Source organism: Leifsonia psychrotolerans (assembly GCF_013410665.1).
Taxonomy (GTDB): Bacteria; Actinomycetota; Actinomycetes; order Actinomycetales; family Microbacteriaceae; genus Cryobacterium; species Cryobacterium psychrotolerans_A.
The window spans coordinates 531,180-555,188 of sequence record NZ_JACCFM010000001.1 but is presented as its reverse complement, the minus strand read 5'-3'; the positions used below and the strand labels follow the sequence as shown (position 1 = coordinate 555,188).

General features: G+C 65.1%; 19 protein-coding genes. 8 read left to right on the top strand and 11 right to left on the bottom strand.

From position 1 onward, the window contains the following. Positions 1 to 144 precede the first annotated feature (144 nt). Together HNR05_RS02460 and HNR05_RS02455 are read left to right on the top strand one after the other, a co-directional pair. A complete protein-coding gene (locus HNR05_RS02460; RefSeq protein WP_179577583.1) occupies positions 145 to 678 on the top strand; it encodes a hypothetical protein in 534 nt (177 codons plus the stop codon). A 63-nt stretch (positions 679 to 741) separates the two neighbouring features. Then, on the top strand, positions 742 to 1,872 hold the full coding sequence (locus HNR05_RS02455) for a TM2 domain-containing protein (RefSeq protein WP_179577582.1): 1,131 nt from the start codon (positions 742 to 744) through the stop codon (positions 1,870 to 1,872). 150 nt (positions 1,873 to 2,022) lie between these two features. Here HNR05_RS02455 and HNR05_RS17475 read toward each other — a convergent pair whose 3' ends face one another. From HNR05_RS17475 to HNR05_RS02430, 6 genes are all read right to left on the bottom strand, one after another. Then, a complete protein-coding gene (locus HNR05_RS17475; protein ID WP_343062673.1) occupies positions 2,023 to 2,427 on the bottom strand; it encodes an SbcC/MukB-like Walker B domain-containing protein in 405 nt (134 codons plus the stop codon). After that, the gene (locus HNR05_RS17875; protein ID WP_179577581.1) at positions 2,327 to 5,473 is read right to left on the bottom strand and encodes an ATP-binding protein; all 3,147 of its coding nucleotides are present in this window, start codon (positions 5,471 to 5,473) and stop codon (positions 2,327 to 2,329) included. The genes HNR05_RS17475 and HNR05_RS17875 overlap by 101 nt, the downstream gene beginning before the upstream one ends. Next, positions 5,470 to 6,246: a DUF4194 domain-containing protein gene (locus HNR05_RS02445; protein ID WP_218868790.1), complete on the bottom strand. Its 777-nt coding sequence runs from the start codon at positions 6,244 to 6,246 to the stop codon at positions 5,470 to 5,472. Before HNR05_RS02445 ends, HNR05_RS17875 begins: the two co-directional genes overlap by 4 nt. After that, positions 6,236 to 7,792 (bottom strand): DUF3375 family protein, encoded by a 1,557-nt coding sequence (locus HNR05_RS02440; protein ID WP_179577579.1) that lies wholly within the window; start codon positions 7,790 to 7,792, stop codon positions 6,236 to 6,238. Before HNR05_RS02440 ends, HNR05_RS02445 begins: the two co-directional genes overlap by 11 nt. Positions 7,793 to 7,955: 163 nt before the next feature. Then, positions 7,956 to 9,614: a cation:proton antiporter domain-containing protein gene (locus tag HNR05_RS02435; protein WP_179577578.1), complete on the bottom strand. Its 1,659-nt coding sequence runs from the start codon at positions 9,612 to 9,614 to the stop codon at positions 7,956 to 7,958. Between the two features lie 157 nt (positions 9,615 to 9,771). Beyond that, entirely contained in the window at positions 9,772 to 10,680 is a 909-nt protein-coding gene (locus HNR05_RS02430; protein WP_179577577.1) for a LysR family transcriptional regulator, read from the bottom strand. 123 nt (positions 10,681 to 10,803) lie between these two features. Here HNR05_RS02430 and HNR05_RS02425 point away from each other — a divergent pair, with 123 nt between their 5' ends. The 4 genes from HNR05_RS02425 to HNR05_RS02410 are packed head-to-tail and all read left to right on the top strand — an operon-like array spanning position 10,804 to position 14,600. Continuing rightward, positions 10,804 to 11,715, top strand: coding sequence for a pseudouridine-5'-phosphate glycosidase (locus tag HNR05_RS02425; protein WP_179577576.1), 912 nt, complete (start codon positions 10,804 to 10,806; stop codon positions 11,713 to 11,715). 58 nt (positions 11,716 to 11,773) lie between these two features. Then, the gene (locus HNR05_RS02420) at positions 11,774 to 12,607 is read left to right on the top strand and encodes a carbohydrate kinase family protein (RefSeq protein WP_218868789.1); all 834 of its coding nucleotides are present in this window, start codon (positions 11,774 to 11,776) and stop codon (positions 12,605 to 12,607) included. A gap of 57 nt (positions 12,608 to 12,664) precedes the next feature. Continuing rightward, a complete protein-coding gene (locus tag HNR05_RS02415) occupies positions 12,665 to 13,279 on the top strand; it encodes a phosphoribosylanthranilate isomerase (protein ID WP_179577574.1) in 615 nt (204 codons plus the stop codon). Between the two features lie 49 nt (positions 13,280 to 13,328). After that, positions 13,329 to 14,600 carry an MFS transporter gene (locus HNR05_RS02410; RefSeq protein ID WP_179577573.1) on the top strand — a complete coding sequence of 424 codons (1,272 nt, stop codon included), beginning with the start codon at positions 13,329 to 13,331 and terminating at the stop codon, positions 14,598 to 14,600. Between the two features lie 3 nt (positions 14,601 to 14,603). Here HNR05_RS02410 and HNR05_RS02405 read toward each other — a convergent pair whose 3' ends face one another. Then, positions 14,604 to 14,762 carry a hypothetical protein gene (locus HNR05_RS02405; RefSeq protein ID WP_179577572.1) on the bottom strand — a complete coding sequence of 53 codons (159 nt, stop codon included), beginning with the start codon at positions 14,760 to 14,762 and terminating at the stop codon, positions 14,604 to 14,606. Between the two features lie 139 nt (positions 14,763 to 14,901). Here HNR05_RS02405 and HNR05_RS02400 point away from each other — a divergent pair, with 139 nt between their 5' ends. Continuing rightward, complete coding sequence (locus tag HNR05_RS02400; RefSeq protein WP_179577571.1) at positions 14,902 to 15,723, top strand: putative protein N(5)-glutamine methyltransferase; 822 nt, start codon at positions 14,902 to 14,904, stop codon at positions 15,721 to 15,723. Positions 15,724 to 15,837: 114 nt separating this feature from the next. On the opposite strand, the gene HNR05_RS02395 is transcribed toward HNR05_RS02400, so the two are convergent. From HNR05_RS02395 to mgtA, 4 genes are all read right to left on the bottom strand, one after another. Beyond that, positions 15,838 to 17,523 carry a long-chain-fatty-acid--CoA ligase gene (locus HNR05_RS02395; RefSeq protein WP_179577570.1) on the bottom strand — a complete coding sequence of 562 codons (1,686 nt, stop codon included), beginning with the start codon at positions 17,521 to 17,523 and terminating at the stop codon, positions 15,838 to 15,840. A gap of 40 nt (positions 17,524 to 17,563) precedes the next feature. Beyond that, positions 17,564 to 18,745, bottom strand: coding sequence for a DUF8805 domain-containing protein (locus HNR05_RS17870; protein WP_179577569.1), 1,182 nt, complete (start codon positions 18,743 to 18,745; stop codon positions 17,564 to 17,566). Between the two features lie 24 nt (positions 18,746 to 18,769). Beyond that, entirely contained in the window at positions 18,770 to 19,213 is a 444-nt protein-coding gene (locus tag HNR05_RS02385; protein WP_179577568.1) for a DoxX family protein, read from the bottom strand. A gap of 88 nt (positions 19,214 to 19,301) precedes the next feature. After that, positions 19,302 to 21,953, bottom strand: a complete 2,652-nt coding sequence (mgtA, locus tag HNR05_RS02380) for a magnesium-translocating P-type ATPase (RefSeq protein WP_179577567.1) — start codon at positions 21,951 to 21,953, stop codon at positions 19,302 to 19,304. Between the two features lie 163 nt (positions 21,954 to 22,116). Between mgtA and HNR05_RS02375 the strand changes: the two genes are divergently transcribed. Then, positions 22,117 to 23,946: a DEAD/DEAH box helicase gene (locus HNR05_RS02375; RefSeq protein WP_179577566.1), complete on the top strand. Its 1,830-nt coding sequence runs from the start codon at positions 22,117 to 22,119 to the stop codon at positions 23,944 to 23,946. Positions 23,947 to 24,009: the final 63 nt, after the last annotated feature.

Below are 24,009 nucleotides of genomic sequence, written 5' to 3'. Positions count from 1 at the left end.
CTAGCGTGGCCACAGCAGACGAAGACCCGAACTCGACTGCATGCAGGCGGTGCCCAGCTACCAGGGGGAAGGCCGGTGCCGCCTGCACTCGTACCTGTTCGCGCCCATCACTCTCGTCACAACGCTCACCAAGGAGCCTATTTCATGGAACCCACTTCACCCGAAGTCGCACCCGCCGCAGAGGCCGAGGCTCCGACCAAGACCCGAAAGGTTCGGTCTTCTTCGTTCACCCTCGAGCTGCTGCCCACACTCCGTGCCGGCATTGCAACGGTGGGGGCGATTGCCGCACTCACCGTGTGGTTCGCCGCCGCACCCACTTCTGTGGATGCAGATTCGGTGCAAGCCCAGTCGAGCTACAGTGCCGTGCGCGATGCCCGGGCCACTCAGGACTCGCGTCAGCTTCTCGCTGGATCGGCCCCTCAGCAGACCGTCGTCAACACCTGGGCCACCGCCGACTTGCTCGAGATCGTCAGCGCCCAGCTCGACGATCTCGCCGAGCTGGACGCCGAGACGTTCGCGGCATCTCAGTCAACGACGGATGCCCGCATCCCGGCGCTTTTGTTCATCGGCGTGCTCGGGTTCTGCCTGATGGCCGCCGTGCAACCGATTGCGACGCGTCGGCGACCGAGCGATTCGCAGCAGGCCCCGGCCGAACCGGATATCGCCCGCTCGCTCTAACCTGCCCCGCCAGACACAACCCCGCACCCGTTTGACAACCCACATCACAGAGGAGTACCACCCATGACCGTTCTCAACACGACTCCCCCGCCGGCCGACGTGCCGGCATCCATTCCCGCGACTCAGCAGGAGCAGACCATTCCGTTCAACCCACCCGCCTACGCGCCGGGCGCTGCGGCATCCGCCCCCGCATCCGTCTCAGCTGAGCCCGTGTCGCAGAAGTCGTTCGTCACGACCTGGCTGCTCGCCTGGCTGGTCGGCGGACTGGGCGCCGACCGGTTCTATCTGGGCAAGATCGGCACCGGCGTGCTTAAACTCGTCACCTTCGGCGGGTTCGGCGTGTGGGTTCTCATCGACCTCATCCTCGTGCTGACCGGGAGCCAGCGTGACAAGCAGGGTCTGAAGCTCGCCGGGTTTGACCAGCACAAGAAGATCGCCTGGATCGTGACCGCTGCCGTGATCGTGCTTGGCGCCATCACCGGTGCCGTGAACGGAGCCAACGCATCAAAAAGTGCTGTCGATGGCCTCAACTCGGGGAGCGCCGTGGTGCAGCAGCCGGTTGCCGAGGCCCCGGCCCCGGTTGTCGAGAAACCCGCGGCAGAGAAACCGGCAGAAAAGCCCGCACCGAAGGCCAACGCCACCCAGGCCTGGGCCGACAAGACGTTCGGCACGTTTGCTCCGGTGACCCAGACCGGCACCGGCGACAACCTGATCACGCTGCCTGCCGGGGCAACCGCCGGAATTGTCACCGCGACGTATGACGGCTCGGCGAACTTCGCCCTCTCGGTGCTCGACGCCTCGAACGCGTCGACCGGTGAGCTGCTGGTCAACACCATCGGCGCCTACTCGGGCACCACCGTCTACGGCTTCAACGCGCTGGGCGACGGCACGACAATTCAGGTCATGGCGGACGGCAACTGGAGCCTGACACTCTCGCCTATCTCGGCCGCACCTTCCCTGGCTGGCGCTGGCGCTGGCGACGCCGTGTTCCTCTATAACGGCAAGGCAGGAAAGCTCACCGCGACGCACGATGGATCGGCCAACTTCGTCGTCATGGAGGAGACCGGCAAGGCCTTCAACTTCGGACTGCTCGTGAACGAGATCGGTGCCTACTCCGGAACAGTGCCGCTTTCCGCCGGCCCCTCGGCGCTCAGCGTCAAGGCCGACGGCAACTGGACGCTGCTGGCCGAGTAGGCCAATCAGTGTGAGTTGCGGACTTTCGGCCTTCGTTTTCGGAACTTAGGCGGAAAGTCCGCAACTCACCTCAACGCGTGAGGTCTAGGGTCACGTTTAAGGGGTGGCTCGCCTGATTTCGAGGCTCGCTCGCAGAGCTCGCTCCGCACCTCAATCACCGAGAGCGGGCACGAGCTCGGCAGCTCGGTCCTCTGCTGCTGCTTCGTCAACCGGCCCCGCCGCATCCGCTATCGGCGTGATGTACGAATAACCCTGCGCATGGTTCTTGGTGATCGACAGTACGAGTTCCATGTACGGTTCGAGCGCCGTGACCTTGTCGAGCGGGGCACCGACGATGAGCTGGAAGCCGAGTCCCTTCCACGCGGCGACCGCGCGGCCGGCGAACTCGGCATCCGACTTCACGAAGCCCTCGTCGAGGAAGACCGGCGCGAAACGCGGCCGGGTGCGACTCTCGTCACCGAGCTGAAAGCGCAGCGCGGCGCCGACGACGAACGCGACGAGTTCTTGCGACTCGCCACCACTCTTGCCGCCGAGCGATGAATAGGTACTGAGCACCTCGCCATCGATCGTCGTACGCACGGCTGTCACCTCGACGTGCCGGCGCACATCGAGCAGCAGGTCGCGGGTCGACGACGGCTTCGACTCGTCTTCCGGTTTGCGGATGCCGGCCATGAAGGCCTGCAGCCGCAAAAAACCGTTCCTCGGTCTGCTCATCGTCGAACTGCTCGGTCGCCCCGCTCGAGAGTTGCTTGAGTTCGGCGCGGAACGCCGTCGCATCGTCGCGGTGCAGGCGGCGCAGCGCGATCTGCAGGCGGTCCCGGCCGGCGCCGAACGGCAGCGTGGCCAGGATTCCGTTGATCGGCAGCAGGCGGTCCTCGATCTGTTCGATCGCGGTCTCGAACGCCCCCGCAAGCGGAACGAGATCCTGCCCGCTCCACGCCGCGAGGCGCTTCTTCCACTCCTGACGGCGCTCGTGCAAACCGAGCGTGAGCACCGAATCAAGAATGTCGCGGTAGCCCTGATAGGAGTCGAGCCCGGTGCCGATCGTGGGATCTGGCCAGGCCCGCTGGTAGGAGTCGAAGATGTTCCGCATCGCCCCGGCAGCTTGCACGGCACGATCACGTTCGATCATGGACTGCTCGGCGAGCCGCTCCCGCAGACGCTTCATCCCGGCGGCGAAACCGTCGAGAGCGGTCGGGTCACCGACGGCTTCAAATTCGGCGTCGAGGTGCGCGATCTGTTCCTCCGACAGTGTGACTACCTGCTCGTCGACGAGGCGTTCGAGCTGCGCGTTCACCTCGTCCTCACGATCGACGATCTCAGATTGTTCCTCGGCCAGCACGCGCGCCGCACGCTCGGCCTCAAACCGCAGCCCTTGAGCAGTGTCGAGCTCGGCGGTGAGGCGAAGCTCCTCCTCCTGCAGCGCTCGCAACACGTCGCTGTTGGCCAGCACGCGCGCCAGCTCGCCCTGTTTGTCAGTCAGCTGTGCCTCGGCGGCATCGACGTCGATCAACTCCCAGACGGCATCCGCCAGCGACTGGCTTGCGTCACGTCGGGCTCGCAATGCGGCAAGCTCCGCGCCGAGATCCTGAGCCGAGTTCGCCAGCCGCTGGGCCGCCGCGGTGAGTTCTGCGAGCTCCTCCGCAATCTCGTCTTGGCGGGCCTGGCTCGAGAATCCGATGATCGGCTTCTGGTCGCGGTTCATGCCGTGCGCCCCACGACTGCCGCTGCGGGTCTGCCCGCTCAGGGCGACATACGAGCCCTCCGCGCCGAATTCGGCGGCAGTCTCGACGCAGCGTGCGTCGAGCGAGGGCAGACACAGACGCTTCCGCAGCCACGCGCGAAACGGCGAGTCCTTATGCACGAGCTTGCCCGATACGACGTCCGTATCGAGCGGATGCCCGGGGTCGCCCGCCGCGGCATCCATCACCGCGCTGAGCGGTACGCCCTCGAAATGAATGCGCACCGGCAGCGCGAGGGGATCGATCGCGCGGCCCAGCGCGGCAAGCTTGGTCTCGTCGACCAGAAGGATGCGCGCGACAGAACCGAGCGTGACCTCGGCAGCCTGACGCCAGCGCTCTTCTCCAGGCGCCAGGTCGATCAGCTCGGCCACGAACGGCAGGTCATCGGCGGTCAGGCCGGCCGTCTCGGCGATCGCGAGGCGTGCGGAGTGCAGGTGCTCGGGAACCAGGCTGTGCCGTCCGTCGAGAAAGTCGCGCTCCTTCTTCAGCGTGCGAATCTGTTCTTCGAGCGGATACTGCTCGCGACGGAGCGCCTCGTGGCGTTCCTCGGCGTGCGCCTCGGCGGCGCCGAATGCAGCCAGGGTGCGAGCGGCCGCGGCCTGTGCCTCGGCGAACTCGGTGCGCGTGCCCAGCGGCTGTGCCAGCACCGCCACGCGCTCGTCGAATCGAGCGCGGGATGCCACCCGATCGTCGCGCTGCTCGGCACGCAGGGCGAGCTCGCTGCGCAGGTCGGCCAGCACATCGCCGCCGTTCTCGCGCTGGCGGCGCTGGCTCTCGGCCACCCGCGCTTTGAGGTCATTCTCGGTCGCAGTTGCCGCGCTCAGTTCCGCCCGAACACGGCTGCGGTCGGTGCGATTGCTGTCGCCGGCGACTCGGAGCAGGCGCTGTTCGGTGCCGAGTTCCCAGAGGCGCAACGGAGTGTCACCCGTGCGAGAGACCCCGAAGGTGTCGACCAGGTCGGCCTTGTCGTTGGCCAGAATGAACTGTTTCTGAAGCTCGGGAAGACGTTCCAGCACCTGGGCCTTCTGCGCCTCGGTGACCATGGCCCCATAGGACCGCTCGAGGTCCTCGAAGTGATTGACGGCCTTGTCGGCCGCCGCATAAGTGGCTGGGCGTTCAAGCACCATCGACTTGTACAGGCTGTCGACGGTCTTCACCTGCTGGCCGGCCTGAATGCGCGCGAGCAAACGCAGCGCCTTGCCGCCCTCACCGTTCGCCCCGATGCCGAGGCGCGTATAAAGCGTCTGGGCGAATGCAGCGTAGGTGTCGAACACCTCAATGCCCGCAAATCGGGCCTTGAGCGCGCGCTTCTCAAACTTGGCCGCAACCACGTCTTCGAGATCGCTGAGGTTCAAGGCGCCGTCGAACGTCGCCATCCGCATCGAGACGTCGGAGTAACTGTTCGTCGCCCGCGGCACGTAGTAGCTGCGCAGCACGGTGAAACGGCGCCGGTTGTCGTCGATGAAGGTCATCGCGATCGCGCCCCAGGCCGGTTCGCTTCCGCCACGCAAGACCTGGTCGTGCAGTGCGCCCGTCTCGGCCTCGCGGGTGTCGTCGGTCTTGCCACGCAGATAGGTGAGCACGTTGCGCTGCTCGGCGCTGCGCGCGCGCCCCGAGCCCGCATCGTTCGACGCACCGTTGAACGGGGTGTCAGACGGCATCATCAGGGCGAGGTAAGCGTCAAGCAGTGTGCTCTTTCCTGTTCCGGATGCACCCGATATCAGCGTCGCCGTCGCGGCAAGATCAACAGAATGGTGGCCGTGAAAGCCACCCCAGTTGACCATCTGAAACGTCTCGGCCCGCCACTGCGTGGTGCCCTCGGTCGCGCCATCGATGTAGAACAGCGGGGAATCACTCATACGGCAGGCTCCAGTTCGGCCTCGAGAATTGGCACTGCGGCATCCGCACGCTCAACGCTGTGGCTACCGTTTTCGGCACGTAGCCACTCAAGCAGCTCGGCCAGGCGTGCTACGGGCAGCAGCACCTCGATCACCGGGGCGATGCGGAATCGGTCCGGATCACTCGTGCGCAGCAGCACGTGCGCCTTGGCGAGTGCATCGATTGCAGCGGATGCCTTCTTCGCGTCGCCCGAACGGTTGGTCGCGTGCGCGGGTCGAAAGTGCGCCACCTTCTCGAGAAGATTGTCACGGTCGACGATGACGAATTCGTGGCCGTTAGCGCGTTCGCTGCGGAAGCGCTGGTGGAGCACCACGAGCAGAATGGTCTCTTCGCGGGTATACGAGGTGTCATGCAGCACGGTCGGAAAGACCACTCCACCCTCGCCCTGCGCCTGCCGTTTGAAGGCGACCTCGAAGTGTTTGTCGACGTGCAGGTCAAGGAACAGATCGTTGAGACGCGACTTGATGCGACTCGTCGAGGCGAGCAGGGTGCGCCAGGCTGCCGGATGCTCGGCGGCCGAGATATAGCGGTGCTTCAGCAGCAGCACGAGCGTGCGGCGTTGCGCAGCGGAGAGCCCGCCTTCGTCGCCCTCGAACAGGGAAAGGCTCTCTCCCTCGCTCTCGACGCCGTCGGTGTCGGTGTCGGTGCCGGTGTCGACGCCTGTGCCGGTGTCGACGCCTGTGCCGGTGCCGGACGCCTCTGCGGTGTCATCGCTCCAGTCGTCACTGGTCACTGTTTGCTCCATCAGTCAGGGCCCGAAGGGCCGCCTTTTCGTTGTCGCCGAGGGTGACCCGCGCTACCGCGAAGGTGCGCTGCGAGCCGTCGGGACGCACCGTTCGGTAGTGTTCGACGGCGCCATCATGGTTCGCGCCATCATGGTTCACGGCATCGATCTGCGTGGCGAGCTGCAGGAGCCCGAGAATCTCGACCGGACGGCGCAGCCCGTTCTCCAGCTTGTTGAATGCGGCCCCGATCGAGGCCACCTGCCCTGCCTCGAACGCGTCGAGCATCGCCTCGCGCATCTCCGCAAGCTGCGGTCCCCCCTGCTTGCGCATGTCATCGAGGCTCAACGCCTCGGGCGCATGCTGCGAGACATCAGCCAACGGCGCGGGCGGCACATGCGATTCAGGGTCGTAGAACCGCTCGCGCAGGTGCGGAGCGTCGAGGTTTCCCGGCATAATCTCGGTACGCACGCGCGACTGCGGGCCGGCCGTCTGCATCCAGGTGACGAGCTCGATGTTGATCTCACGCAGCAGCCCCTCCAGCTCACGATCTTTGACGATGTCATGGTTGACGATGTGCTCGCGCAGGGTCGTGGTGAGTCCGTTGCGCTGTGTCAAAACGTCGTCGATGCCGTTGCGAATCAGGCCGACCGTCGCGCCGAAGCTGCGACGCTCGGTGGGGCGAAGCCCCTCGGCGAAGGGATGGTCAAGAATTGCCTCGAGGTCGCGTTTCAGTTCGAGCAGCAGCGCATCATTGCGCAGAAGATCGAAGGCGCCCTCGAACGCGCGGCCTTCCGCGGTGAGCGACATGAGGGCATCCGTCTTGGCCAGGTACTCGTCGAGCACGTCGCCGATCGGGCGATCGTCGGACCGAAAGTCGTTGACGATCTGGCGGTGCATTGCGGCAACCGACTCTTCGACCCGTTTGAAGTCGCCGGGTAGCTGCCCGATGAGGTCGATCAGGTTGGCGTAGCCCTCCCGCATCTCTTCAACGGATGCCGGCGCGATCTCTCCCCCGGCGGCCAACCGATCGCGCTCGCTGGCGAGCTCGGCGATCTGCAGGTCGAGGCGACGGATGCGCTCGTCGCGATCCGGGTTGGCCTGCGTGGCGCGGTGGCGCACGGCGTCGACAATCATCGTCAGGCGAGACTCGCTGATCAGCGCACGATCACGCGACAGGCTCTCGACCAGCGACAGCGCCTCGAGCGCGTGGGAGGTGAGCGAGTAGCGCTCCTCGGCTTCACCGGCTGCGTCGCTGTTCGGGTCGCGACCGGCGTCGCGGCTGGTATCGCGATAGAGCCACTGGTCGTTCATCCACTGCACGCACAGGCTCCGGCCGGTACCGGTCGGTGTCTCGGTGCCGATCGTGCGCAGATCGGCCAGGTAGGCGTCGACCTGGGCATGCAGCCTGTCGCATTGCACGCTGCTGCGGTCACGACTGAACGACAGTGTGAACACGGCGAGCACGAACGGTGCCCATTTACGGTCAAGCAAGCGCAGCGTGGGCTTATCGAAGGCCTCGCGTACGCGAGCCAATTCGCCTGCAATGTCGCTCACCGAGGGTGTTCCTTTCGCGGGCCCGCCGAATGGGCCTCGTCAAGGGTACCTGGCCGTTTCACTTTGGCCGGGAGTGTCGCGGCGCAGAGTGTGGCGCTCGGCGTATGTTCCAGCCTGCGCCGAGCGCCTCAAGCCGCGCGCAGACTCGGAAGCCCCGACACGCTCAGCCTGCGGATCCGCCGCGCAACTCCAGCCGGATCTGGTCGGCATCAAGCACCGCCAACGCATTTCTCAACGCGCCCGCGCTGAACAGTCCGTCGTCACGCGCATCGAGCAGCGCCCGACGCTGCGCTTCGATCACGGCGAGCGCCTGCGGCTTCGCGGCGAGCGCCAGCCCGGTGGGAACCGATTTCGCAGCGTCAAACAGAAGGTCCAGGATGCCGCTGCGTTCGACGGCTTCCGCCTCGCGGTTGGATCCCGTCGCGGGTTTGACGAGTCCGACGACCCGGCGCAGGGTTCCCCCCTGGATCAGGAGCGATGCGGCCGCGACCACGAAGGCAATGAAGATGAGCAACGATCGATTCGGCGTTTCGGCCGGCAAGGTCTGCGCTGCCGCGAGGGTGACGGCCCCGCGCATCCCCGCCCACACCACGATGGTTCCCTCTCGCCAGCCCAGCGGGGCGGCAAGCAGATAGTCGATGTCGGCGCTTGCGCGGCGCACGCGGGTGCGCATCCGTTCCACCCGGCTGGGCGACGGCACAAGACTTCCACTCAGACCGTCACGTCGGTTGCCCGGGGGGCGCCCGTCGGTGGCCTCGGCAGCCGGGGGGACAGGGTTGTGCAGCCGCGCGGTGAACTCAGCCAACCGTGGCTTCAGGTGTTCACTGCGTCTGGCCCGGGCCCGAAGCCAGGCGAGCAGCGGAGCGACGTAGGCGGCCCGCACCAGAATGGTCAACCCCAGGGCCGCGGCCGCGATCAGAATCGCAGATCCGATGCCCGCGTTGTCACGGTAGACGTCGCCGACGATCGCGGTCAACTCCAGGCCCATCAACAGGAAGATGGTGCCCTCCAGCACCAGCTCGACGGTGCGCCAATTCACCGAATCCGACAATCGGTTCCGCGCAGAGAGCACGCGCGGAGCGCGATGTCCGGTCACCAAACCGGCCACAACGGCGGCGACAAGGCCCGAGGCCCCGAGCGCCTCGGCCGGTATCGAAGCCAGAAAGGGAACGGTGAACGACAACACAGTATTGACCGTCGCATCCGACACCCGGGATCGGAGCGCCAAATTGAGTCGTCCGATCAGGTAGCCGATCACCGCCGCGACCGCCACCGCGAAGACGAAGGTGCCGAGCACCCCGCCGAACGAGACGGATGCCGCCGTGCCGGCAATCGCGGTGCGTAACAGCACGAGTGCGGTCGCGTCGTTGAGCAACCCCTCACCCTCAAGGATCGAGACGACCCGAGGAGTCACCCCGACCTTCTTGACGATGGAGGTGGCCACGGCATCCGTCGGGCTCACGATCGCGCCGAGGGCGATCCCCCACCAGATCCCGATCCCGGGAATCACCCAAGCGAAGAACAGACCAAGCACCGTGGCGCTGATGACGACGAGAACCACGGAGAGCCCGCCGATTGCCCCGAATTCGCGGCGAAAGTCCATGGCCGGCATCGACACCGACGCTGAGTACAGCAAAGGTGGCAAGACTCCGGCGAGAATCCACTCGGGGTCGATCTGCACGGTGGGCACGAACGGAAGCAGACTGACGGCAATTCCGGCAACGACGAGCAGGAGCGGTGCAGCCACGCCGAGTCGCGTGCTCAACATCGATGCGACGGCTATGGCGAGCAGACCAAGCACGACAACGATCAGTATGTCCACAGGGCCCCCGGATCAGCCACGGGCTTCGGCGCTCGAAGCTCACCCGCAATCATGCCAACGATCCGACGCCCGCGGGTACTGCACCTCGGCGACACCCGGAAGCACCTGGTCAGTCAGTCGGCGCACGTCCCCCGCCGTCTCACCGGCCGCGACCTCGTCAACTCGTCGAGGCCGACAGCCCCGCAGCCACCTCGCGCACGAGTTCCCGAAGCTGCGCGAGCTGCGGTCGGGTGTCGCCCGTGCGCCACTGCATCGACAGCGGCACCGTCGCCGGCCGATCGAGCGGCACGGTCGTCAGCCCCTCCGACAGGTGGCCCAGCATCGACGACGGTACCAGCGAGAAAGCCCGCGATTCGCTGAGCAGATAGAGCCGCGAGCCCACAATGCGCGGCGGGCTCACCAACACCATCGGGCTCAACCCCCGTGATGTACAAATCTCCATCAGGTAGTCGTAGTAGACCGGGTTCTGTTCCCGTGACCACAGCAGCAGCGGCAGATCGTCGAGATCGGCCAGCGCGATACTGTCGCGCTGTGCCAACGGATGCGCTCGGCTGAGTGCCACATAGACCTGCTCGAGCGCGATGGTCTCGATCTGAAAGCCGTCCAGCTCGGTCAGAAAGCGGCCGAGCCCGATGTCGGCGTTCTCGACGACCATCTCGGGCGAGACGCCGCCCGTCTCGACCGGGATGTCTTCGATTCGCACCGACGGGATCTCCTGCTCGGCCCGGCTGATCACCGCGGGCAGCAGACGGTTCACCACACTCGGCGAGGCGACGATACGAGCAGCGCGCTGTCGGCTCGGATCGTGCAGGCGCACCTGGTCGAGAAGTCGGTCGGCTTGACTGAGCAGCATCCGCCCCTCGATCATCATGACCTCGCCGGCCGCAGTCACGGTGGCTGATCGCTTCGAGCGATCAAGCAGCGCGATTCCGAGCGCCCGCTCTAAGCGTCCGACCTCCTGACTCACCGTGGGTTGCGAGATGTGCAGGGCTTCAGCGGCGCGTCCGAAATGTCCGGCCTCGGCCACGGCGACGAAGATTTCGATCTGACGAAGCGTATATTGCATAGACAAAGCCTATCTAAAGTGCCTTGATTGTTTCTGGTTCTTTTGTGCTTTCGCCCCTAACCTTGACCTATCGGCTTCACCAGCCAGTCAGCCAGTCAGTCAGTTCAACAGAAAGAGTCGCTCATGACTTCTCCCGTCATCCACGTTTCACAGGAAGTCCAGGACGCCGTCCGCGACGGCCGCCCCGTCGTCGCCCTGGAGTCGACGATCTTCACGCACGGGCTCCCGCGCCCCCGCAACCTTGAGGTCGCGTTGGAGGCCGAGGCGAGCCTGCGTGCGCAGGGCGTTGTGCCCGCTACGATCGGCCTCTTCGACGGCGTCCCCACGGTGGGCCTCACCACCGAGCAGATCACGATCCTCTCGAAGACCGACAACATCGACAAGGTCAGCCTGCGCGACCTGCCCGTCATTCACGCGCTCGGACGCCACGGTGGAACCACCGTCGCGGCCACCGCGTTCCTCGCCCACGAAGCCGGCGTCAAGGTCTTCTCCACCGGCGGCCTGGGCGGCGTGCACCACGGCGCAGCCGAGAGCTTCGATGAGTCGGCCGACATGACCACCCTCGCCCAGGTGCCGATCATCGTGATCAGCGCTGGCGTCAAGTCGATTCTGGACATTCCCGCCACCCTCGAACGCTTCGAGACCCTCAACATTCCCGTCATCGGCTATGGCACCACTCACTACCCGGGCTTCTACGTCTCTGACTCTGGCTTCACCATCGGTTACGCCGTGAACACCCCGGATGAGGTCGCCGCCGTGGTCAAGGCCCGTGACGCACTCGGCCTGCCGCAGTCGGTTCTGCTCGCCAACCCGGTCGCCACCGACAAGCAGCTTCCCCCGGAGCAGCTCGACGACATCCTCGCCCGCGCCTGGGCCGAAGCCGAGAAGCAGGGCATCAGCGGCAACGCCTCGACGCCGTTCCTGCTCGATTTCATTCAGCGCGACACGAAGGGTGTCAGCCTCGACGTCAACGTCGAGGTCTACCGCGGAAACGTCGCGCTCGGTGGCCTCGTGGCCGCCGCACTGAGCCGCTAGGGCACGCGACATCGTGCTGGGGATCATTGGGGATCTCGTCGAAGACGTCATCGTCTGGATGGCTGAACCACTGAAACACGGAACCGATACCAAGGCCGAGATTTTTCACACCCGTGGCGGCAGCGCCGCGAATGTGGCGAGCTTTGCCGGCCGTCTCGGACCCACCCGGTTCATCGGATGCGTCGGCGACGACTTTCTCGGCGACTCGCTGGTGAAGGGCCTCGAGGCCGAGGGCGTCGACGTACGGGTTCAACGAGCGGGCAGCACCGGAACCATCGTCATCTTGATCGACGAAACCGGTGAGCGGAGCATGCTCCCCCACCGGGGCGCATCGACCCTGCTCAGCGAGGTCCCCGACGAATGGCTCGATGGCCTTCGGCTCCTGCACGTGCCCGCCTACTCCTTCAACGGCGAGCCGGTCGGTGCCACGACGATCGAGGTGATCCGGCGCGCCAAGGCGAAGGGCATTCAGGTCTCGATCGATGCCTCATCGACGGGCATGCTGAGCCAATATGGCGTGCAGCGTTTTCTCGACCTGCTCGTCGAGCTGCGGCCGGACTTCCTCATTGGCAACGAAAGCGAGAGCACCTTTCTCGGTCTCACGATCGATGGCTTGCCCGGACCGAATGCGTCGTTGCTGCCCGAAACCATCGTGGTGACAAAGGCTGGAGCCGACCCGACCGTTGTGCATCAGCCCGGCGCCGACGTGATCGTCGTAGCTGTCCCCCCGGTGACCGACGTGCGCGATCTCACGGGGGCCGGCGACGCATTCGCCGCAGGTTTTTTGGCGTCATACCTTTTGACACATGACCTGCGAGTGGCCTGCGAGGGCGGACATGCTGCCGCAGCTCGCGTGCTCACCTCCCCGGGAGCATCAATTTCGGCAGCGTAACGTGTGGGAGACATGACGATGGTGCGCGACGTTTCACCACCAGCAGAGAGTGAGCAGATGAGCCAGGTCTACGTAAAGGTATGCGGCATCAGCACAGCAGCTGCCGCCCAGGCTGTCGTTGACAGTGGTGCCGATGCGATCGGATTCGTCTTCGCACCCGGCAGCCCCCGACTCGTGAGCGTCGAACACGCCGCGGGCCTCGCGGCCGATCTTCCCGTCTCGATCGAAACCGTCGGGGTCTTTCGCAACCAGCCGCTCGACCTTGTGCTCTCCAGCGCGAGCCAGGCGGGCCTCACCACAGTCCAATTGCACGGCGACGAACCTGACGATCACTTCGATCGTCTCCGCGACGAAGGATTCCGCACCATTCGCGCGCTCTCGATCGACAGGTATCGCGAGGGCGCCGGCTCGATGAGGCTCGGCGAGGATCGAGTGCTGATCGACGCCGTCACTCCGGGCGCGGGAACAACATTCGACACAACAGACCTCGAGAATCGCCCGCCACACGGATTCTGGCTCCTGGCCGGCGGATTGGCCCCCGACAACGTGGCAGGCCTCGTTCGCGCCGTGCGACCCGGCGGCGTCGACGTCTCAAGCGGTGTCGAGTCGAGCCGTGGAGTGAAAGATTCAGGCCTGATCCGCGCTTTCGTCGCAGCGGCCCGCCAGGCGTAACACCCATCCCGTCGGTGCGACACCGACACCAACCGATTGCTACGACATTTTGAGTTCTTCCAACACCCTCACGGGCTCACAGCCCACGATTCAGCCCTCTTCCTCGACACCGTCCTCTCCGGCGCGCACCATGCTGCGCGTGGGCGGTCCCGTCTTCTTCCCGCTGGCTTTCATCAGCCGGCTCCCGTTCGCGATGACCGTCGTGGGTGTGCTGACGCTGGTCACCAGCGTGCGCGGTTCGGTCGCCGAGGCCGGCGCCGTCTCGGCCGTGACCGGAATCGGCACCGCACTCATCGGTCCGCTCGTCGGCTCGCTTGCCGACAAATACGGCCAGCGCCCGGTACTGCTGGTCGCCACCACGGTCAATGTGGTCAGCCTGATCGCCTTCTTGCTGCTCACGGCGTCCCCGGCATCCATCGCCTGGGTTGCCGCCCTCGGCTTCCTCGTCGGCGCCAGCACACCGCAGGTGGCCCCGCTGTCACGCACCCGCCTGATCTCGCTCGTGACGGCCAGAACCGACGGGTTGCTGCGCCGCAAGACACTGTCGCTCGTGATGAGCTATGAGTCGGTTGCCGACGAATCTGCCTTCGTCTTCGGCCCGGTCGCCATCGGAATCCTCGCTAGCGCATTCGGCGCCAGCGCTCCTTTGATCATCGCAGCGGCCATCGCCGCGACATTCGTTGTCGGCTTCGCACTCCACCCTTCGGCGAAGCGGCTGGAACCCGCCGAACTCACCCTCGCCCCCACACACTCCTTCCGGAGCCTGTTGCGCCCGCGCATCCTGTTGCCCACGGCCGGGATGTTCCTGGTCGGGGGGTTCTTCGGCTCGACGCTCACGGCGTTGACCGAGTTCATGCGTGATCAGGGCCTTGAACTGTCGACGGGCATCGTGTTCGGCGGGCTGAGCCTGGGTTCAGTGCTGGTCGCGATTCTGATCGTCTTCGCACCGGAGAAGTTCAGCCTGCGCGCCCGGTGGATCAGTTTCGGTACCCTCGCACTGCTCGCGGCACTCTCGCTGGTTGTCGCGACCTCGGTTGCTCTGGTCGTCGTCGGCCTCATCGCTGCCGGGTGTGGAATCGGTGCCGTGATCGTCACTCTCTTCACGACCGCGCACAAACGCACGCCAGCCGGACGCACCACAACGGTCATGACAATGCTGACCAGCGCGCTGGTCGTCGGTCAGGCCCTGGCCACCGCGCTCGGCGGGTTCATCGCTGAAAACGCGGGGGCACAAGCCGGGTTCGCTCTGGCTGCGGCACTGACCCTGCTGCTCGTGGTGACTTCCGTCATCAGCTTCGGCCTGGACAAGCGCGGCCAGTAGCGTTTACATCAGGGGGTGGTGCGGCTTGTCGACCTTTCGCAGGTGAGAGATCGCATCCGTCTCTTCCAGAGACGTGGTCTTGGCACGCTTGTTCGCGCGTTTTTCTTTGATGCTCTTTCCGGGCTTTTTCGTATCGTGCCGGTGCGGAGACTTGTCAGGCATGAGGTTCCTCCAAATTGTGGAGTTCATGTGACCCCACGGTCGTGTGAATCCTTGTTTCGACGCTACGCCTCTTGAGACGCAAACGAAACAATCAGGGGTATTCCTCAGAAAACGACGCGGTGTAGGGTGAGTCACCCCCATGACCACACCTCCGTCATCACCCTCGGCTGCCGCGCTGACCTCTCGGCTGCGCGCCGCGGGCTGCGTCTTCGCCGAAGACGAGGCCCGACTTTTGCTGTCGGTGCCGCAGTCCGACGCTGATCTCGAGGCAATGATCGCCCAACGCGTCGCCGGGTTCCCACTCGAAGCCATCCTGGGCTGGGTCGTGTTTTGTGGCCTGCGCATCGGGGTGGGTCCCGGAGTCTTCGTTCCCCGGCAACGCACAGAGTTCCTGGTGCGCGAGGCCGCCCGCCTCAGCCGGCCGGGTGCCGTGGTGCTCGACCTGGGTAGCGGTACCGGGGCTCTCGGCGTGGCTCTCGGTTCGATGGTCGACGGAATCGAGTTGCACTCCACCGACATCGATACGCCGGCCGTGGCCTGCACGCGCCGCAACACCGAACCACTGGGCGGCCGTGTCTACCAGGGCGACCTCTTCGCCCCGCTCCCCCCGGAGTTGCGGGGCCGCATCGACATCATGCTCGCCAATGTGCCTTACGTCCCCACGGATGCGATCGACCTCCTCCCACCGGAAGCCCGCGACCATGAGCCCCTCGTCACGCTCGATGGAGGCCTCGACGGGCTCGAAGTCTTGCGACGTGTTGCCGCGGAGGCCACCGATTGGCTCGCCCCCGGTGGAAGCCTGCTGATCGAAATTGGCGACAAGCAGAGAGCCGCTGCGACGGATGCCGTCACCGCCGGTGGCTTGACGGCGCGCGTCGTCGACTCAGAAGAGTTCTACGCCACTGTCGTGATTGCTCAGAAGTCACCCCGTCCCGTTGTTGAGGCTCGAGAGATTGCTTGAGATCCTGACGCAGTCGCTAACCGCTACTCGCGAGATGCGGACTTTGCAGGGTTTTTCCTGCTGTCGAAGGCCGAAAGTCCGCAACTCAACGGGCAACGGGATCGGAATGAGCTCTTAAAGCAACGGCAGCATTTGCTCGCGTACCTTTTTACGCAGAATCTTGCCGAGAATCGACCGCGGGGTGTCTTCGATCTGCACGATCCGGCGCGGGATCTTGTAGGCGGCGAGGTGATCACGACAGTGGGCACGCAGCGCTTCTTCGTTCAGGTCGGCGCCCGGTGCCAACTCAACCGCCGCAACGACCATCTCACCACCGCGCTCAAGCGGCTTGCCGAACACCGCCGCATCCACGACATCCGAGTGCAAACGAAGCACGGCCTCGACCTCTGACGGCGAGACGTTGAAGCCACCCGTGATGATGAGTTCCTTGGCCCGGTCGACGATTGTGGTGAATCCATCGTCGTCGACGGTGACGATGTCGCCGGTGCGCAGCCACCCGCCGGGCAGGCGCGTCTTCGCGGTCTCCTCCGGATTGTTCCAGTAACCCTGGAAGATCTGCGGGCCGTGCAGCAACAGCTCGCCGGGTTCGCCCGGCGGCATCTCGATCGTGGGGTCGTCGAGATCAACGACCTTCATCAGCGTCGATGGGAACGGCACCCCGATTGTTCCGGCGCGCCGGGTGGGATAGAACGGGTTGCCGAGTGCGACCGGCGACGACTCGGTCATGCCGTAGCCCTCAACCAGCAAGCCGCCCGACACCGATTCCCAGAGCTCAACCACATGGTCGGGCAGGTTCATCGCTCCCGAGATGCAATATTTGCAGGAGCGCAGTGAGACGCCTTTCTCCTTCGCCGCGAGCGCCGTGCGCTCATAAATCGGCGGAACCGCACAGTAGACGGTGGCCGGCGATTTCTTCATTGCGTCGAGGATGAGGCCAGGTTCGAATTTCGGAAAAAGTACCAGCAGACCCTGTTTGCGGATGCCGAAGGTCAGGTAGAGCGTCATGCCGAAGGCATGGAACATGGGCAGAATCGCGTACAGAATTTCCTTGCGCTTCTCGGCCCCGTGCATCCAGGCTTCGCCCTGAAGTGCATTGGAATAGAGGTTGAAGTGGGTGAGCATGGCGCCCTTGGGCTGCCCCGTCGTGCCCGAGGTGTACTGGATTGCAGCCAGATCGGTGACGGCCGGATGCGGGTGCTCGGGATCGATCACATCGTGGCGAAGCAGCTCTTTCCACGTCATGGCTCCGGGAGCCCTGGCGGTGAGAGCCTCCCGAGATTCGCGCAGACTCTTCACCGGGAGATACAACGCGAAGCGCTTCACAGCGGGGAACGCGTCGAGAAGGTTCACTGCGACGATGTGGTCGATCTCGATGTCGGCCGGGAACTCCGAAATGGCGGCCACGGATTTGTCCCAGGCAATCACGACACGAGCCTGATGATTTTCGAACTGGTGGCGCAGCTCGCGCGCGGTGTACAGCGGGTTGTGCTCGACAACGACAGCGCCAAGGCGCAGCACGGCGTAGAACGCGACGACGTGCTGGGGGCAGTTCGGAAGAATCAGAGCCACCCGGTCGCCGGCGCGCACGCCGAGGCGTCGCAGCCCTTCGGCCGCCCGTCCCACCTGATTACCGAGTTCGGTGTAGCTCGTGCGTCGACCGAAGAACTCCAATGCCGGGCAGTCCCCGGCTTCGGCCACCGAGTGCTCGAACATCGCGACGAGCGACTCGGTCGGCAACACGATCTCGGCCGGCACACCCGGCTGGTAGTTCTTGACCCAGGGCTGTTCAGTAGTCGCCATGTTCCCATCCTCCCGCTAACCGGGAGGTCGCGCCAACCGGTCACTCAGGAGAGTCGACGGGTGACCCTGGGGCACTCGAATACGGCGCCAGAAATTCGCCGAGGTGCGTCTCATACCGTTGGGGATCGACGTTCCAGCTTTGAATGTGGCCGGCGTGCGGCACCGGAACGTAGCTGGCGAGGGGAAGAGCGGCGGCGAACTGCTGGCTCTCGGTCGGTGGCACGAGCGGATCGGCCAACCCTTGAAACAACAGAATCGGCAGATCTGCGAACGTCTCGGTCTGGTCGAGCTGGTTGAGCATATTCAGATCGATGTCGCCGCGCCAGGAGACGGCCTGCTTGAGTGCGCCGCCCAGAAATCCAACGTGGGCGCGATCGGCCTGCCCCTGCAGCACGCCAGCCCAGTTGAGAACCGGGGCGTCGAGCACCATGCCGGTGACCCGAGGCGCATGGTCCGAGCGCTGCATGAACTGGGTGACCATGCTGCCACCCATCGAATCGCCGTACAGCACAAACTCTGTCGCGCCCTGCGTGATCGCGTAGGCGGCGGCAGCGTCGAGATCACGCCACTCCGTCTGGCCCAGGTCGATCAGACCGTTGGGGCTCGCTGGTGCACCCACGTCGTTGCGATACGTGATCAGCAGCGTAGGGAGCCCGGCGGCCACAATCGTGGGAAGGGGGCGCAATCCACTCTCGCGCTGACCGTCGATGCCGTGGACGAACAGCACCCACGTCGATCCGGTGCCCTTGACCTGCCAGGCCGGCATCGGCCCCAGTTCGCCGTCGACCTGCACGGTCGTGAACGGGATTCCCAGGCTCTGCTGGGGATCTGAGTTGTGGATGTTCGGGTTCAGCTGCACGGCTGTGCCAACGGCGAGCGCGCCCACGATCTGCGAAATGGGTCGTGTGACGCTGTCTTTCGTGGTCGACGAGATCGGCCCGATCGTCGCGGTTCCCGTCCCCGCTCCGGCCTCGGTATCCCAGACCAGACCGTAGGTACCCACGCGTTGGGTGGTGGCCAGCTTCGGCAGGGTGATCTCGCTGCTCGTGAGCGATAACACGGTGCCGGCCGACGAGGTCATCGCGTGATGGGGTGTCAAGAGCACCTGCGCGCCGCCGAAAACAATGACGCCACAGACGAGAGCCGTGACGCCCACGATCGCTCCGACCGTGATCCACGGCCAGGTGCGCCGCCGACGTGTGCGCATCCCCCGTAGTTTCACGCTGTCACTCTAGGGTATGGGTGGTCACCCGTGCGTGCGGGTGCGAGTGCGGCTGCGGGTGCGCCAAGCCCTCCACGCTCCGGTGCTCCAGAGCGCCCACAGCACGAGCAGGGGCTGAAACAACAGTCGGATGCCGCGCGCCTGGTCCGAATCCAGTCCAAACGCATTCGAATGAGTGAGATACTGCGAGATATTTCCGGGAAAGACAGCCACGAAGAAGGCAGCCACGACCCAGCCCACCGTGACGCGGCGCTGACGCAGCAGCAGCAGCGCTCCCCCGAGCGAGACCTCGACCACGCCCGAGGCGAGCACCACGGCATCTTTACTGAGCGGCACCCAATCCGGCACCTGTGAGGCGAATTCGTCACGTGCGAAGCTGAGATGGCTCACCCCCGCGAAGATGAGGAACAGGCCCAGGATGACGCGGCCGACGGTGCGTGGCACCGACCCCCGACTCTCGGTGCTCATATGGTCGGGCCGATCGGTGTCGGGACGGGCTGCAGAACTGCGGTGGCATCAGACATGAGTCGAGTCTGTCACCGGCGCGGTGGACCGGCTAGAGCCTCGTGACCCGATGCCGACGTGTGACCTTCTGGAGTGTCTGCGCGGTGCTGAACCGCGCCGCCCGCCGAGCCAGATGATGGCTGCGGCCTCGCACGCGTTCGGGAACGGAGACCGGAGTGTAATGGTCGAAGAACCACAGTTTGGCGAACTCGACCAGCACCAGATAGAGCACGACCATGCCGACGAGGGCCAGAAAGAACGGTGCCGGCAGCGGATCGAAGCCGAGAAGCCCGCCAATCGGCGACAGCGGAAGGTATGTGCCGATCACGACGATTCCGAGCGCCGCAGCAAGCAGTCCCGCTGACGGCCTGCTTCGAAAAAAGGGCACTCTGCGGGTACGAATCGCGAAAATGATCAGGGTCTGGGTGGCGAGCGACTCAATGAACCAGCCGGCCCGAAACTCGCCGGGCACGGCAGTGAAGACGAAGATCATCAGCGCGAAGGTGATGAAGTCGAAGATCGAGCTGATCGGGCCAAAGAGCAGCATGAACCGGCGAATGAACCTGATATCCCAGTGCGAGGGTGCCCGCAGTTGCTCAGGGTCGACGCGGTCACCGGGAATCGCCAGCTGACTGGTGTCGTAGAGCAGGTTGTTGAGCAGAATCTGCCCGGGCAGCATCGGCAAGAAGCTCAGCACCACCGACGCCGTCGCGGCACTGAACATGTTCCCGAAGTTGCTCGACGTGCCCATGAGCACGTACTTGATGGTGTTCGAGAAGATGCGGCGCCCCTCCGTCACCCCGTGAGCGAGAACGCCCAAATCCTTGTCGAGCAGGATGATGTCGGCCGCGTCTTTCGCGACGTCCGTCGCACTGTCAACGGAGATGCCCAGGTCGGCGCGGTGCAGCGCCAGGGCGTCATTGACGCCGTCGCCGAGAAACCCCACCGCTCGCCCTTTCTGCCGAAGCATGAGAATGATACGCGCCTTCTGTTCGGGAGAGACCCGGGCGAAGATGCTGGCCTCGCGCACCCTCTCGGTCAGATCGGCGTCGGAGAGTGCGTCGATCTCGGTTCCGTTCAGCGTGCCACCCGAGACCATGCCGAGGTCGGCGCAGACCCGCTCGGCCACTTTCGCATTGTCACCGGTGGCGATCTTGACCGCGATGCCGAGCTTCGCCAGTTCGGCAAGGGAATCCCGGGCGCTTTCCTTCGGCCGGTCAATGAAGACGAGAAAACCGTCGAGCACGAGATCTCTTTCGTCGGCCGGCCCGATCGTGGTCAGGTCGGGAGCCTCGCGGGTGGCCACGGCAACGACCCGCGAGCCGGCGTCGTACAGTGCGTCGAGCACGGCCGCGGCATCCGCAGGGAGTGCTCGGCACCGGGCCATCACGTCCTCGGGCGATCCCTTGGTCACGATCCGAACGGCGCCCGCGTGCTCCCGCACCAGCACACTCGTCATGCGCCGCTGGTGATCAAATGGAACGAGTGCCAATTGGGTGAACTGCCCGGCCTCGAACTGCCCCGCCAGCGGTGATTCCCAGAGTGCCGTATCCAGCGGATTCTGTCCGGCCACCGACACCTGCGGCGTCGAGTAGTCGACCTCCGTGGAGAGCAGGCCCCGGAGAAAAATCTGCTCGGGCGTCGTCTCTGGCCGCACGATTCGGGCGTCGGTGTAACTGATGCGCCCCTCGGTAAGCGTTCCGGTCTTATCGGTGACCAGCACATCCATGTCGCCGAGATCCTCAATGCAGATGAGGCGTTTTACGAGCACCTGTTCCCGTGCCAGCATGCGGCTTCCCGTGGCCAGGCAGGTGCTCACGACCGCCGGAAGCAACTGCGGGGTGATTCCCACGGCGATCGCCAGCGAGAACAAAAGGGACTCGAGCAGCGGGCGATGCAGAAGCAGATTGGCAACGAAGATGAGCGTGGTGAGGACCAACGCGACCTCAAGCAGCAGCACGGAGAAGCGACTCAGCCCGCGTTGGAACTCGGTTTGCGCCTGCCGGTCTCCGAGGCCGAGCGCGATCCGGCCGAATTCGGTACTCCCGCCGGTTGCCACGACGATTCCGGTGCAGGTGCCAGCCTGCACGACGGTGCCCATCAGGATGCAGGAACTCAGGTCTCCGAGAGCGGTATCCGCGGCCACCGGTTCCACACTCTTCTCCACCGGCAGCGACTCGCCCGTGAGGATGCCCTCGTCGCAGAGCAGATCGGTGCAGCTGAGCAGTCGGATGTCGGCGGGGATCACAGCCCCCAGCCCCACGTGAACGATGTCGCCGACCACGAGGTCGATCACGTTCACCTCGATCGGCGTGCCGTCCCGCACCGCGACGGCGCGGTGCGAAATGTTCGAGTGCAGCGCCTCCGAGGCCCGTTCGGCCCGAAACTCGTTGACGAAGCCCAGCCCGATACTGGCGAGCAGGATCACACCGATGACCGTCGAATCCGTGGTGTCGCCGACGAAGAGCGAGATACCCGCCGTGACAATCAGCAAGAGCAGGATCGGACTGCGAAATTGGCGGCCGAGCACCGCCCATCCGTTTGCCTTGTGCGTGCGGATGGCGTTGGGGCCATCGGCGACGAGTCGACGCGCTGCCTCGGACGATGACAACCCTCCCGGGGACGAGGCGACCGAGGCGAAAACGTCGGTCAGCTCACGCGGCGCCGCGTCCTGCACCGCACTGCGCACGATGCTCTCCGGCATTCGGTCACCTCCGACGCGTTCTCGCTCGCGCGCGCTAAATGCACTCTATGTCGACGCTGGCAGAGGGCGATAGTGCAGATTTAAGACGTCTTTTTCGCTTAATGCGTTGTTTTGCGGCCTCTCACGCGGTATATACACACTTTGGTCGGCTACCGTATAGAGAATGACGTCTGAAACATCCGCGCCGAGCGAGGCAGAACCTGCCAGCAAAGCGAAGCCCTTCTTAGAACTCGGGCTCTCCGACGCAGTATTGAAGGCGCTTAAAGACGTCGGCTACGAGACCCCCTCGGCCATTCAGGCCGCAACCATTCCCCCACTCCTTGACGGTCGTGACGTCGTGGGCCTCGCCCAGACCGGAACCGGAAAGACGGCAGCCTTCGCGCTGCCAATCCTGTCCCGCCTCGACCTGACCCAGAAGACCCCTCAGGCGCTCGTGCTTGCCCCGACCCGCGAGCTCGCCTTGCAGGTCTGTGAGGCGTTCGAGAAATATGCCGCACACCTCAAGGGTGTTCATGTGCTTCCCATCTACGGTGGTCAGGGCTACGGAGTTCAGCTTTCGGCGCTGCGCCGTGGCGTTCACATTGTTGTCGGCACCCCCGGGCGCATCATGGATCACCTCGCCAAGGGCACACTTGATCTCTCCGAGCTCAAGTACCTGGTGCTTGACGAGGCCGATGAAATGCTCAAGATGGGTTTCGCGGAAGACGTCGAGACGATTCTTGCCGACACCCCGGACGACAAGCAGGTCGCCCTCTTCTCCGCGACGATGCCCGCCGCGATCCGCCGCATCTCGAAGCAGTACCTGAACGACCCCGAAGAGATCACGGTCAAGAACAAGACCACGACCTCGTCGACCATCACGCAGCGGTACCTGATGGTGTCGTACCCGCAGAAGGTGGATGCCCTCACCCGCATCCTCGAGGTCGAGAACTTCGAAGGCATGATCGTCTTCACCCGCACCAAGAACGAGACCGAGACTCTCGCCGAGAAGCTGCGTGCGCGTGGTTACTCCGCAGCAGCCATCAACGGTGACGTCGCCCAGGTGCAGCGTGAGCGCACCGTCAACCAGCTCAAGTCAGGCAAGCTCGACATTCTGGTGGCCACGGATGTCGCCGCGCGCGGTCTCGACGTGGAGCGCATCAGCCACGTCGTCAACTACGACCTGCCCATCGACACCGAGTCCTACGTCCACCGCATCGGTCGCACCGGCCGCGCCGGCCGCACCGGTGACGCGATCAGCTTCGTCACCCCGCGCGAGCGCCGCATGCTCAGCTCGATCGAGAAGGCCACTCGCCAGTCGATCACGCAGATGCAGCTGCCGAGCGTCGAAGACGTCAACGTCACGCGTCTGACCCGGTTCGATGATGCGATCACGGCGGCCCTCGACCAGACCGAGCGCATCAGCACCTTCCGCGACATCGTCAACCACTACATTTCGCACCACGACGTGCCCGAGTCCGACGTGGCCGCAGCCCTCGCGCTGGTTGCGCAGGGCGACACTCCCCTGCTGCTGTCGCCCGAGGATGCTCGCGCTCAGCGTTTCGAGCGCGAGCAGCGCGAGCGCACCGAGCGCCCGGAGCGTGGCAGCCGCGATGACCGTGGCGACCGGAACGACCGCGGCGCCAACCGCTGGGAGCGCGACGACCGTCCGGCCCGCAGCGAGCGCCCGTCCGAGCGCCGCCCACGCACCGACAAGCCGATGGCCCAGTACCGTATCGAGGTCGGCAAGCGCCACAAGGTTGAGCCGCGTCAGATCGTCGGTGCGCTCGCGAACGAGGGCGGCCTGAGCCGTGACGACTTCGGTGCGATCAAGATTCTGCCCGAGTTCTCGATCGTCGAGCTGCCGGCCGACATGGCAAGCACCGTGTTCTCAAAACTCGAGAACACGCGCATCAGCGGCAAGCTGATCGAGCTGCGACCCGACCAGAGCGGTGCCGGTGCGCCGCGGCGCGAGTACAGCGACGACCGCCCGCCGCGGAAGCCCCGCTACTAACCCCGAATCACGCGACGAACACCGCTGCCCTTCCGCACACGAGTGCGGGAGGGCGGTTGTGTT

What these genes read in the sequence shown, in the direction of transcription:
- HNR05_RS02460 (WP_179577583.1), top strand. Translation starts at nt 145, where the DNA reads ATGGAACCCACTTCACCCGAAGTCGCACCCGCCGCAGAGGCCGAGGCT.
- HNR05_RS02455 (WP_179577582.1), top strand. Translation starts at nt 742, where the DNA reads ATGACCGTTCTCAACACGACTCCCCCGCCGGCCGACGTGCCGGCATCC.
- HNR05_RS17875 (WP_179577581.1), bottom strand. Translation starts at nt 5,473, where the DNA reads ATGAGTGATTCCCCGCTGTTCTACATCGATGGCGCGACCGAGGGCACC.
- HNR05_RS02430 (WP_179577577.1), bottom strand. Translation starts at nt 10,680, where the DNA reads ATGCAATATACGCTTCGTCAGATCGAAATCTTCGTCGCCGTGGCCGAG.
- HNR05_RS02425 (WP_179577576.1), top strand. Translation starts at nt 10,804, where the DNA reads ATGACTTCTCCCGTCATCCACGTTTCACAGGAAGTCCAGGACGCCGTC.
- HNR05_RS02420 (WP_218868789.1), top strand. Translation starts at nt 11,774, where the DNA reads ATGGCTGAACCACTGAAACACGGAACCGATACCAAGGCCGAGATTTTT.
- HNR05_RS02415 (WP_179577574.1), top strand. Translation starts at nt 12,665, where the DNA reads ATGAGCCAGGTCTACGTAAAGGTATGCGGCATCAGCACAGCAGCTGCC.
- HNR05_RS02405 (WP_179577572.1), bottom strand. Translation starts at nt 14,762, where the DNA reads ATGCCTGACAAGTCTCCGCACCGGCACGATACGAAAAAGCCCGGAAAG.
- HNR05_RS02400 (WP_179577571.1), top strand. Translation starts at nt 14,902, where the DNA reads ATGACCACACCTCCGTCATCACCCTCGGCTGCCGCGCTGACCTCTCGG.
- HNR05_RS02395 (WP_179577570.1), bottom strand. Translation starts at nt 17,523, where the DNA reads ATGGCGACTACTGAACAGCCCTGGGTCAAGAACTACCAGCCGGGTGTG.
- HNR05_RS02385 (WP_179577568.1), bottom strand. Translation starts at nt 19,213, where the DNA reads ATGAGCACCGAGAGTCGGGGGTCGGTGCCACGCACCGTCGGCCGCGTC.
- mgtA (WP_179577567.1), bottom strand. Translation starts at nt 21,953, where the DNA reads ATGCCGGAGAGCATCGTGCGCAGTGCGGTGCAGGACGCGGCGCCGCGT.
- HNR05_RS02375 (WP_179577566.1), top strand. Translation starts at nt 22,117, where the DNA reads ATGACGTCTGAAACATCCGCGCCGAGCGAGGCAGAACCTGCCAGCAAA.